Source organism: Pseudomonas sp. 39004 (assembly GCF_028682155.1).
In the GTDB taxonomy this organism is placed as follows: Bacteria; Pseudomonadota; Gammaproteobacteria; order Pseudomonadales; family Pseudomonadaceae; genus Aquipseudomonas; species Aquipseudomonas capeferrum.
This window is the reverse complement of record NZ_JANIAG010000188.1, coordinates 1-10,555: the sequence shown is the minus strand read 5'-3', so window position 1 is coordinate 10,555 and position 10,555 is coordinate 1. Positions and strand designations below refer to the sequence as shown.

9 protein-coding genes and 1 pseudogene are annotated in these 10,555 nt (G+C 62.4%); 3 read left to right on the top strand and 7 right to left on the bottom strand.

Going from position 1 to position 10,555, the window contains the following annotated elements; all coding sequences use genetic code 11:
* Window positions 1–510: 510 nt before the first annotated feature.
* The 5 genes from NP534_RS23185 to NP534_RS23165 all read right to left on the bottom strand — a co-directional run bounded on the left by NP534_RS23185 (window position 511) and on the right by NP534_RS23165 (window position 4,920).
* Window positions 511–948 carry a GlcG/HbpS family heme-binding protein gene (locus NP534_RS23185; RefSeq protein ID WP_274100238.1) on the bottom strand — a complete coding sequence of 146 codons (438 nt, stop codon included), beginning with the start codon at window positions 946–948 and terminating at the stop codon, window positions 511–513.
* On the bottom strand, window positions 941–2,329 hold the full coding sequence (locus NP534_RS23180) for a metal-dependent hydrolase family protein (RefSeq protein ID WP_274100237.1): 1,389 nt from the start codon (window positions 2,327–2,329) through the stop codon (window positions 941–943). Before NP534_RS23180 ends, NP534_RS23185 begins: the two co-directional genes overlap by 8 nt.
* 107 nt (window positions 2,330–2,436) lie before the next feature.
* Window positions 2,437–3,360 carry a LysR family transcriptional regulator gene (locus NP534_RS23175; RefSeq protein ID WP_033697852.1) on the bottom strand — a complete coding sequence of 308 codons (924 nt, stop codon included), beginning with the start codon at window positions 3,358–3,360 and terminating at the stop codon, window positions 2,437–2,439.
* Window positions 3,342–3,731 carry a Rieske (2Fe-2S) protein gene (locus tag NP534_RS23170; protein ID WP_274100236.1) on the bottom strand — a complete coding sequence of 130 codons (390 nt, stop codon included), beginning with the start codon at window positions 3,729–3,731 and terminating at the stop codon, window positions 3,342–3,344. The genes NP534_RS23175 and NP534_RS23170 overlap by 19 nt, the downstream gene beginning before the upstream one ends.
* A gap of 64 nt (window positions 3,732–3,795) precedes the next feature.
* A complete protein-coding gene (locus tag NP534_RS23165) occupies window positions 3,796–4,920 on the bottom strand; it encodes an FAD-dependent oxidoreductase (RefSeq protein WP_274100235.1) in 1,125 nt (374 codons plus the stop codon).
* 219 nt (window positions 4,921–5,139) lie between these two features.
* Here NP534_RS23165 and NP534_RS23160 point away from each other — a divergent pair, with 219 nt between their 5' ends.
* The gene (locus NP534_RS23160) at window positions 5,140–6,063 is read left to right on the top strand and encodes a LysR family transcriptional regulator (RefSeq protein ID WP_033697849.1); all 924 of its coding nucleotides are present in this window, start codon (window positions 5,140–5,142) and stop codon (window positions 6,061–6,063) included.
* Here the strand turns inward: NP534_RS23160 and NP534_RS26910 are convergent.
* Window positions 6,053–6,862: a methyl-accepting chemotaxis protein gene (locus tag NP534_RS26910; RefSeq protein WP_443201094.1), complete on the bottom strand. Its 810-nt coding sequence runs from the start codon at window positions 6,860–6,862 to the stop codon at window positions 6,053–6,055. The genes NP534_RS23160 and NP534_RS26910 overlap by 11 nt on opposite strands.
* A gap of 78 nt (window positions 6,863–6,940) precedes the next feature.
* Window positions 6,941–7,129, bottom strand: a pseudogene (locus tag NP534_RS26905) (HAMP domain-containing protein); the annotation flags it as partial.
* A 1,295-nt stretch (window positions 7,130–8,424) separates the two neighbouring features.
* Between NP534_RS26905 and NP534_RS23150 the strand changes: the two are divergent.
* Complete coding sequence (locus tag NP534_RS23150) at window positions 8,425–9,582, top strand: alpha/beta hydrolase family protein (protein WP_033697848.1); 1,158 nt, start codon at window positions 8,425–8,427, stop codon at window positions 9,580–9,582.
* Window positions 9,583–9,604: 22 nt separating this feature from the next.
* Window positions 9,605–10,540, top strand: coding sequence for a VOC family protein (locus NP534_RS23145; protein ID WP_033697847.1), 936 nt, complete (start codon window positions 9,605–9,607; stop codon window positions 10,538–10,540).
* The last annotated feature ends 15 nt before the right edge of the window (window positions 10,541–10,555 follow it).

The following is a 10,555-nucleotide window of genomic DNA, read 5'->3' as shown; positions in this document are numbered from 1 at the left end:
CGTTAATGAGGAGAAATTCCCGCTTGGATGTTGCGCTAAAGCGAGAAAAAACCTTTTGCGTCTAGCTTGCCTTCATGGAAAGCCCGTAATAGACAGGCTTGCTCTTTGCAGAAATTTGGATAATGAAGCGCTATCTGCCTTGCTCCCGCATGTTGTGGCGCTTTACGGTCGTTAAAGGCTGGCACAGTGACTGCTCGGCAGCGGCTATCGCCGACGCCGATATTGGGCGAGTTGATTAAACCGCCCCATGGCTACATCATCTCTATCGCCAGGCAGTGATTGGAGGCATTTGTCGAGACTGTGGCGCTGTCGTGCATCCACGGCCGGCTGACATACTCGCTTTTACTGGTGTTTTGGGGCAGGTGATTTGCTTGTTTTGATTCCGCTGGCCAATCGATGCCCATGCTTGCCACGCCGGACGGCAAGGTACTGCTATCAAGCTTTGCGGACGAACGCATGAAATGAAAAAAGCCACCTAAGCCGCTGGGGCAAAAGTGGCTTTTTTCCCTATCAACACGCCCCACTGTCGGGTATCAGGTTTGCCCCCAGCACGCCGGCAATCGCACAGCGTTCGTCGTTGTCGGAGCTGTCACCACTAATACCGATAGCGCCGATGACCTCCCCTGCCCCGTTACGCACCAGCACCCCGCCGGGCACCGGAACCATGTTGCCGCCGGCCAAGTCACTCAATGCATTGAAGAATGCAGGTAGCGCGGCAGCACGACGGGCAAGTTCGCGGCCGCCCAAGCCCATGCCAAGCACTGAGGCGGCCTTGCCCGACGCGATTTGCGGACGCAGCAGGCTGGCGCGCTCGTCGCGTTTGAGCGCCAGCAGGTGACCACCGGCATCCAGTACCGCAGCACAAAGTGGCTGCAAGGCTAACCGCCGGCCCTCTGCCAGCGCCGTGTCGACCATCCGCGACGCCAGTTCCAGGGTGAGCTTATTCATGCCGGCCTACCTCCTGCTCTGGTGCAGATCCAGGTGTGCTGCGCTTACCCATTTCCATAGCCCGTTGCCGGGTGTGAAGTTCGGCCCATTTCACCGTGTTGAAGTCACTGACCTTGTAGGGATCGTAGCCCGGTACCTGGGCCTCCACGCGATGCCCGCCTAGGTACACGTCATGTATGCGCTCGCGCTCCTGAAGAATCGAGACGTTCTGCAGTGGTGAGCCATCGACACAGATGAAGTCGGCCCGACGGCCCACCTCGATGGCGCCCACCTGCTGCGACACGGGCATCATCCGCGCGGCAACCGAGGTTGCCGCGCGCAATGCCTGGGCAGGGCTGAAACCCAACCAGTCGACAAAAATCTCGATTTCACGGGCGTGCCATTCACCGTAGGGGGTGATCGCAAAACCGCTGTCACTGCCGGTCATGAACGGTACGCCGGCTTCCCGAGCGCGGCGCAAGTTCCGACAACCCACCTCGATCACACGGCGCTGCATCGCAGCGTAACCACAGCGGGTCGAAGGCTCGTAATCCTCGGCAAATTCGACGTTGTTGGCGAGCATGGTGAAGGTCGGAGCGAGGTGACTACCCGATTCGAGTATCGCCTCGATGCAGGCATCGTCCAGGAAAAAACCGTGGAAGATCACGTCCACCCCCGCCTTCGCCGCATACAGCACCGCTTCGCGGCCATAGGCATGCACGGCGACTTTTTTTCCGAGGCGATGGATTTCCTCGACCATCGCGCGGGTTTCGTCCTGGGTGAACGCGGCGATATGTTCCCCGTTGGGACGCATGTGCGGGCCGTCCATAGCAATCTTGATCAGGTCCACGCCGTCCTTGGCCTGGCGACGGATTTCCGCAATCTGCTCGTCGCGGGTAGCGCACAGGCGGCCAGAGAAATACTCAGGCGTACCGACCCAGCTGGGGAACCAGTCGTTCAGGCTCTGCCGGTTGGCGATCACATTGCTGCTGGCGGCAATGCGCGGGCCGGTGAACATACCGGCATTGATAGCGTTGCGTACGGCAATGCTGCAATGCCCGGCGTCACCCGGCACTACCACCGAGGTGTAGCCGGCGGCCAGTACATGCTGCGTAAAAAACAGACCGCGCAGGGCACGAAATTCCGGAGAGACGTGCAGGTCTATGTCTTCCTCGCTTTTTGCGTTGCCGAACACCAGATGGGTGTGGACATCCACCAGCCCGGGCATGACGAAGTGTCCGCCAGTGTCAATCACGCGTTCGCCAGGCAATGGCTGCGGAGCGCTCTGGCGAGGGCCGACATGGGTGAACACACCCTTTTCGATGATCAGCACCTGGTCGTGGCGAGCCTGGTCCTCAAGCCCAGTAAAGAGCGTTTGGCAGTGAACGTGGAGTCTGGGCATGGCGGTCTGTCCTGTTGTTGTCGTGCCAATACGGTATTGGGCAGCCGATGCCTGAGGAAGTGAAGTTTCCTGCTGGCCGGCCATGACAGAAATTGATACCGCCGTGGTCAGCCCGCCACCTCCGTCAACAACTGGCGCAGCCAGACCAGCGCCGGGTCACCGTCCTGGTAGGCGTGCCATTGCATCACCTGCAGAGTGGCGGGAATGGCTAGTGGTGGTGGCAGCAGGCGCAGAGGAAAGCGCTGCGCGTAGAGGTGCGCCAAGCGACTGTGCAGGGTCGATAGGCAGGGGCCGCCAACGATAAACTCCGGTATCAACCCGAACTGGTCCACAGCCACAGCCACTCGCCGCGCCAGCCCCTGGCTTGCGATAAATTCCGCTTCCATGCTGCCCTGGGCGCCTGGGCCGGTCTCGCGAACAACATGTGGCGCTGCCAGGTAATGCTCCAGCGTGAGGCCGTCCATCAGGGCGCAGTTATCCCTGCAAGCAATGACGCTGAAGCTGTCTTCGAACAACGGTTGCTGCGGATGACGCGCCGAGCCATGGGCAAGCGGCAGAATCACCAGGTCGCAGTGCCGGTGCTCCAGGGCCTCATCCACCAGGCTGCCCGGCTCGGCTCCCCTTGGCGGCACCAGCGTGAGAAGTTGCAAGTCGGCCTGGGGCGCAAGGCTGGCCAACCGTCGCCTCAGCGCCGGCATGAGCACCGCAATAACATAATCCGACGCGATGATGCGGAACTTGCGCCGCGCCGCTCCCGGGTCGAAGCTTGCATTGGCGAAGGCAATGCCCCGCGCGCTTTCCAGTACCTGGTCGATACATGGGTGCAGTGACTGCATCAGCGCCGTGGGCAGCATGGCGCCGCCCACGAGGACAAATAGCGGATCGTTAAAATGCTCCCGCAGCCGACCCAGGGCCGCGCTGACCGCTGACTGGGTCAGGTGCAGGCGCACCGCGGCGCGAGTGACGTGCTGTTCGACGAACAAGGCGTCCAGCACCACCAGCAGGTTCAGGTCTAATCCATGGAAGCGCACGCAATAGCCTCATCGTTTGCCCGAGGGCCACCCTCCTCCAGCCATACGTTTCCCGAAACGTCGACCATTACCATCAGTGCTTGCAGTGACTGGCCCAGGCAGGGACCGAGCACGCAGGAGCCGTTGTCGGGTTGAAACAGCGCGCCATGAGCAAAGCAGACAATGTGTCGGCCATCGCCGGACATAAAGCGATCCTTGCGGTACTGCATGGCCACGTCCAGGTGCGGACACAGGTTTCGATAGACGCGCACCTGGCCACGCCAGCGCAACGCAAGCACGGTGTCACGCCCCTGGCCCCAGGGGTCGAACCCACGGGCAAGGCCTTCCTGCAACTGCTCGTCGCGGCAGAGCAATGTCAAATCCTGGGACACGCAGACCTCGATAACTCAGGGGGTGAACGCGTAACCAGCGGAATAGCCGCCACGGCTAGCAGTTTCAGATCGGTTCGGCGGTCAGCTTGAGCATCGCCTTGGTCAGTCCGATGCGATCGAACGTCGCGTCACGGGCCATTTCCCTCTCCCCGGCCATGATCGAGTTATCGCTGATGTACTTGCAGCGCTCAAAACGGCGCGTCATGAAACGCTGAAGCCGCTCTTGTACCGAACCATTGGCGCGCAGTTCCAGGCTCAGAACCAACGCGTCCTCGATTGCCATCCCGGCGCCCTGCCCCAGATGCGGCGTGGTTGCATGAGCCGCGTCGCCAATCAGCAGAACACGACCTTTGAACCAAGGTTCGTCGACGAACACCACTTCCATGGGTTTGTAGACCACCTGGCTGCTGTCGGTAATCTGCTCGCGCAACTCGCCCACCAGGCCTGCGATCTTACTGATGCGGTCACGCATCAGTTCGGCCAACTGTGCCGGCTCATAGCGCGGGTTACCCGGCTCGTGGGAGGTGGAGAACATGTACATCAGGTCGTCGGACAGCGGTACCAGGCCGGCGTTACCCTCTGCGCCGACATAGCTCGCCAGATGATCAATGGAAGGATGTCGAGCAAAATTGTAGCGCCACACGGCCTGCCCGGTGAAACGCGGCTTGTAGGTGTCGCCAAAGAGCATGCCGCGAAGCTTCGAGTAAACGCCGTCGGCCCCCACAACCAAGTCGTAGCGACCAGCGCTGCCATCGGTGAAGCTCACATCTACGCCGGCCGCGTCTTGCTGGAAGGATTCTACCGACAAGCCAAGGCGTACCTGGGTGCCAAGGTCGATCGCAGTGGTGCTCAGCACCTGGTGCAGAGACAGGCGCGAGATACCGACGTTGGCGGGATAATCCGGGCCGGCCAAGCGCTGGCCCGGGATGCGTACCAGGGCATTGCCCTGCAGATCGTAGATGCCAACGTCCTCGAAGGCGTAGGCCGCTTCGAGGTAGTCGTCGAGCACGCCGAGACGGGCCATCTCTCGCACCACGTTGCTCTGCTGAATGATGCCGACGCCATAGACGGTCCACTCGGACTTGATTTCCACCAGGTCCACCGCAACGCCCTGGCGGCGTAATGCGATGGCTGCGCAGAGGCCACCAATCCCGCCGCCGACCACGAGTACCTTGCTGATATCGCTCATGAATGAATCCTTGTTCTTGTTGTGGGAGCGCAAGGGTGATCGCGAGCGTGATGACCCGAGCATAAACAGTGTTTTGAGCGGGACCACGCCAGCGCTGCTGGGTAGCACAACAGCAGAGAGGTCCTTGAGGGCACAGGCTAGGAAGGCAGGAACAATTTGACTAATCGTTAGTCGGGATGCAGGGTATCGCGAAAATAAATACAACAAGAGATGCCCGTAATGCGCTTCAAACACCTGGATTTGAACCTCCTGGTGGCGCTGGATGTACTGCTCGAAGAGCAGAACATCACCCGTGCCGCCGCCCGCCTGCACATGACCCAATCGGCCACCAGCGGTGTACTCGGACGCCTGCGTACCTACTTCGAAGATGACCTGCTGGTGCAGGTGGGCCGCAAGATGATGCCCACCCCGCTGGCAAAGGAACTGGCATTGCCGGTTCGCGACGTACTGCTGAAAATCCAGACCTCCATCACCGCCAAACCGGTGCACGACATCTCCGGGAGTAAACGTCACTTCCGCATCATGGCCTCGGACTATCTGATCAGCGTGCTGTTCGCCGAGGCGATCCGCGAGATCAACCACGAAGCCCCGAACATCACCTTCGAACTCATCAGCCCCGGCCAGACCGCCATGGAAATGCTCATGCGTGGCGAAGTGGACCTGATGATCGCGCCAGAGCACTTCATCGTGAAGGAGCACCCCTCACAGCTCTTGTTCGACGAACAGCACGTCTGCGTGGTGTGCGCCGAGAACCACAGCATCGGCGAGCGTCTGACACTGGAACGCTACCTTGAGCTAGGGCATGTCGGCGTCGCCTTCGGGCGCAGCCGCACGCCCGGCATAGAGGAGTGGTTCATGAGCCAGTACGGCTGCAAACGCCGCGTGGAAGTCATCACCCACGACTTCAACACCTTGGCGCAACTGGTCATCGGCACCCAACGCATCGCCACCATGCACAGCCGCCTGGCGCGGCTCTATGCACGCAACCTGCCGCTGCGCATCCTGCCGCCGCCGGTGGAGCTGCCGGCCATGCAGGAATACATGAGTTGGCATCGCAGCCTGGATCGTGACCCCATGCTGCGCTGGCTGCGCGAAAAGCTGACGGAGATGGTCAACCGCCCAGAGTCTGCCGTTACCGCTTGAGCTCCTCGGCATCCGGCGTCCCGCTACGGAACGCGCCCACCGCATGGGTCAGATTGGCACTCAACCGCTGCAGGCTGCCCGAGGCCTCTTCCAGACGGCAGCAGTCTTCAGCGTTCTGCTCCACCACCTGGCTGACCTGACCCACCGCCGCGTCCACCTGCTGGGCCATGTTGTGCTGAGTGGCGGCCGTGTGGGCGATGCTCCGGCTGGTGTGTTCGAGGCGCTCCATCGACGCGCTGACCGCGGCCAACACATCGCTGGCATGGCCGCTGAGCGCCACGCCCTCCCCGGTCAGTTTGTGGCTGCCGCGCAAGCTTGCGGCGGTGTCACAGGTCAGTTGCGTCAGGCGCTGGATCATCGCGTCGATTTCACCGGTGGAATTGCGCGTGCGGCTGGCCAGCGCCCGCACTTCGTCCGCCACTACGGAGAAACCACGGCCATGTTCGCCGGCACGGGCCGCCTCGATGGCCGCGTTGAGGGCCAGCAGGTTGGTCTGCTCGGCCACGGCGTTGATTACGTCCAGCACGGCGGTGATGCCCTCGCTTTGGCTTTGCAGCACCTGCATGGACGCGGCGCTGGCGGACATTTCACGCGACAGGCGCTGTAGGCTGTCACGGGTCTGGCGCACCAGACTGTCGCCTTGGCGAGCCAGCAGGCCGGCTTCGGCCAGCGCCACCTGGCTGCCGTCCAGCTGGGCATTGGCCTCGGCGGCCGCAGCGCTCATGCGCTGCACTGTGTCCACCACCTGGTCGGTCTGCCGACGCTGCGCGCGTACCCCCTGCCCAGTACGTTCCACCATGCTGGCCAGGGAGCCGGCCGCGCCATCGAGTTGCGTCACCTGCGCGCCAATGCGCCCCACCAGCGACCGCAATGCCTCTAGCATCATACCGATGGCATCACTCAGACGGCCCAGTTCGTCGGAACGCCTTGAAGGCGCCAGCCGTTCCCCCAGGTCTCCGGCCGCCACTCGCTGGGCCTGGCCAAGCATCCGGCGTAGCGGCACGACGATGGCGCGGCGAATCCCCAGGCAGGCGCTGACGCTAAACAGCAGTGCCAGCAGCACCATGGCCGCCAGTTGCAGGTCAAGGCGCTGACGCGAAGCGGCATTGGCGTTGTCTCGCTGTGCCCGCTCTGCCTCCAACAGGCTCGTCACCTTGTCAGCCGACGCCGCCATGTTCGACTGGGCGAGGACAGCCGACTCGCCGCTGACCGCGAAGCGGCGAAAGGCCAGGCGGTATTCCTCCAGTGCCTGGCCTGCTTCATCTAGGGTCTGGCGCTGTTCGCCGTCCAGGCGCGACGCCAGGTTGACCAATGCGGTGCCCATTTCGTTGCTGCGATTCTCCCAATCGTCGCGGTAGCGCTTCTGGGCATCCAGGGTGAAGTACAGCTCACTGTCCCGTAGGTTGGCCAGGCGCTCGCGCAGACTTGCCGCCTCTTCCAGCAATTGCATCTGCTGCGCGACGGGTGCTGCACCGCCTTCAAGGCCCTGGTTGATGTCGTCTAACTGATCGAGAAACAACCCACTGAAACGCTGCCCGGTACCTTGCGCCTGCGCCTGCATGCGCAAACGCGCCTCGACCGCTTCGCGCCGTGCGCCGGCATAGACTCGAAAGGCTTCCAGGTACTCTGCAACATTGGTTTCCAATGCATGGCGCAAGCTGGCGCCCGGTTGTGCACCGGGCAGTTCCGCAAGCAGGCGCCGCAAGCTGTCCTCGACCTGCTCGGCCGCCGCTGGTGAGGCGCGCAGGCCAAAGTCCTTCTCCTCCAGCCGCGCCTGGGCCAGGCGGCCCTGCAAGCGATCGAGACTGCGCAACTGTTGCGCGTCGGACTGCGTTGCCCGCACCGCATGCATCGCAGTGAGCGCCATGGCCAAGGAGCAGATCAACACCAGGCCGAAACCCAGCGACAGCTTGCCGCCGACGCTCAGAGGGCCCAGCCAGCGGGGCAACGCACCGGTCGAAACGTCATGGGTTTGCGTGGTGAAAGGCATGGGGAACCTCCTGGTGGGTGGGGCGCAGCGCGCAGCCGCGTACCCTAACCAGCCCCGGATTCGCCAACCAATCGATACTGACAATGCGTGCCATCAGCGTTCGCCATGCCTGCCGTCGTGGCGGCACGCCAGGTATCTCGCAATCCGATAGCTGGCATCCGAACAAGCGATTTGTCCAATCCTTTGGCCCATGCGAGCTTGCGCAAGCTGCCCCAAGGGGTGGCCGACGCCCGCGCCACTGCCTGATGCGGGAGCGTTCACACCGGGTTGCCCGACTTGAGCCCTGCCGATCTGCGAACAGCGCCTCGGGCGATAGCCCTGGCTATGCAGGGTCGATGGCGGCCAGGACCAGAAGAAGGAAAAACAACAATATGTTCCGCTATTTTCCCACCAACTACGTTTGGAACCTCTCGGTAAACCTTGCTATCGAGATGGGCGCGCGCATCGGTGAAATCGTCGAAATGTGCGAACCGCTTCAGGAAGCCGCCAAGCAACCTGACGCCGCCGGAACCCGTGCCTTTCGAGAAGCCTGGTCGAAGACGGCCGACAAACTCTGTGACCTGGCCCGCGAGGACGAAGAGAAAGGCCGCCTGCTTTCAGCCGGCGAAAAGTACAATCGTGCCGCAACCTATTACCTCACAGGTGAACGCCTGCAAGCTCACGGCGCCCCAGGTCGCATGGAGCTTTACCAGCGCTTCCTCGACACCTTCGCCCGCGGCATCGCGCTCTCCGGCGAGAACTGCGAGCGGGTCGAGATCCCCTATGAGGGCAAAGTCATTTCCGGGCTATTCATCCGTGCCGAAGGCGTACAGGGGCCGACGCCTCTACTGCTGCAACTCAACGGCCTGGATTCCACGAAAGAAATGAAATACCGGGTTGGCCTGCCGGCCTGGCTCGCCAAGCGGGGCGTGTCATCGCTGGTGATCGACCAGCCGGGCACCGGCGAAGCGCTGCGCCTGCACGACCTGAAAGCCCGTTATGACGCCGAGCATTGGGGCAGCCGCGTGTTCGACTGGCTGGAAACCCGTGAGGATGTGGACGCCAAGCGCATCGGCTGCGAAGGCGTGTCGCTGGGCGGCTACTACTGCCCGCGTGTGGTGGCTTTCGAGCCGCGGTTTGCCTGTGGCGTGGTGTGGGGCGCCAACCACGACTGGCGCGACGTGCAAAAGCGCCGCCTGGAACGCGAAGGCAGCTTCCCGGTGCCGCATTACTGGGAGCACGTGCGCTGGGTCTGGGGCGGCAAGAACATCGATGAATTCATGACCATCGCCGAAAACGTCCACCTGGACGGCGTGGTGGAGCGGATCAAGGTGCCGTTCCTGGTCACCCATGGCGAGCAGGATTCACAGATCCCGCTCAAATGGGCCCACCGCACCTACGAACAATTGGTCAATAGCCCCAAGCGCGAACTGAAGATTTTCACCCCGCGCGAAGGCGGTGTGCAGCACTCCAGCTTCGATAACTCCATTAACGCCGGCCAGTACATCGCCGACTGGGTCGCCGAAAACCTCGGTGGTCGTACCGCCTGATAGACGAGAAGAGAAACCGACCATGAAGATCATCGGACCTGATTACCTTGTGTTCGGCGTCGACAACGTCGACGCCTGCGTGCAATACCTCACCGACTACGGTTTGAAGCCGGGAAAGCTGGACGAAGCCGGCGGCTACCTCGAGGCCCTGGACGGCACCGGCATTGAAATTCGCCACCGCGACGACCCACGCCTGCCCAAGGCCATGGAGACCGCGAACACCCTGCGCGAAACCGTTTACGGCGTAGCCGACGAAGCCACCCTGCAGGCCATCGAGGCCGAACTCTCCAAAGACCGCACCGTAGTGCGGGGGGAAGACGGCGTGTTGCGCGTGGTGGACGACATGGGCTTCGCCCTGGGTTTTCGCATCACCCTGCGCCGCCCCTTGGCAATGCCTGGCGAGATAAGCAACGCCCCCGGCGCGGAGCTGGGCCGCGCCATCAACTCGCTGGGCGCCAGCGACGACATGCCGGCTTTGCCACGCAGCCTGTCGCATGTGGTCTATTTCGTGCCTGACCACGCTAAGGCAGAGGCGTTCTACACCCGCCTGGGCTTTGTATGCACCGACCGCTTCGTCGACACCGGTCCCTTCCTGCGCCCGGCTGGCACCCAGGACCACCACACCCTGTTCCTGATCCAGACGCCGCCGTTCATGAAAGGTATCGAACACTTCACCTTCCACATGGGCGGCCCAACCGAGGTGATGATTGCCGGTACCCGCTTCGTCGAGAAAGGCTATGAGTCGTTCTGGGGGCCAGGGCGTCACCAGCTGGGGTCCAACTGGTTCTGGTACTTCAACAGCCCCATGGGCTGCCACGTGGAATACGACGCCGACATGGACCTGCATGACGAGCGCTGGACCGCGCGGATTGCAGCCCCCGGTGCCGACAACTCGCAGTACTTCCTCTTTCACTACCAGGAAAAATGGGCCCCTGGCGGCCCGCCACCCAAGCATTGAGGGTGGGTGGCTCCA

Bases quoted from the DNA above. Each gene is read 5' to 3' on its own strand.
- NP534_RS23185 (WP_274100238.1), bottom strand. From the start codon at position 948: ATGAATAAGCTCACCCTGGAACTGGCGTCGCGGATGGTCGACACGGCG.
- NP534_RS23180 (WP_274100237.1), bottom strand. From the start codon at position 2,329: ATGCCCAGACTCCACGTTCACTGCCAAACGCTCTTTACTGGGCTTGAG.
- NP534_RS23165 (WP_274100235.1), bottom strand. From the start codon at position 4,920: ATGAGCGATATCAGCAAGGTACTCGTGGTCGGCGGCGGGATTGGTGGC.
- NP534_RS23160 (WP_033697849.1), top strand. From the start codon at position 5,140: ATGCGCTTCAAACACCTGGATTTGAACCTCCTGGTGGCGCTGGATGTA.
- NP534_RS26910 (WP_443201094.1), bottom strand. From the start codon at position 6,862: ATGGTGGAACGTACTGGGCAGGGGGTACGCGCGCAGCGTCGGCAGACC.
- NP534_RS23150 (WP_033697848.1), top strand. From the start codon at position 8,425: ATGTTCCGCTATTTTCCCACCAACTACGTTTGGAACCTCTCGGTAAAC.
- NP534_RS23145 (WP_033697847.1), top strand. From the start codon at position 9,605: ATGAAGATCATCGGACCTGATTACCTTGTGTTCGGCGTCGACAACGTC.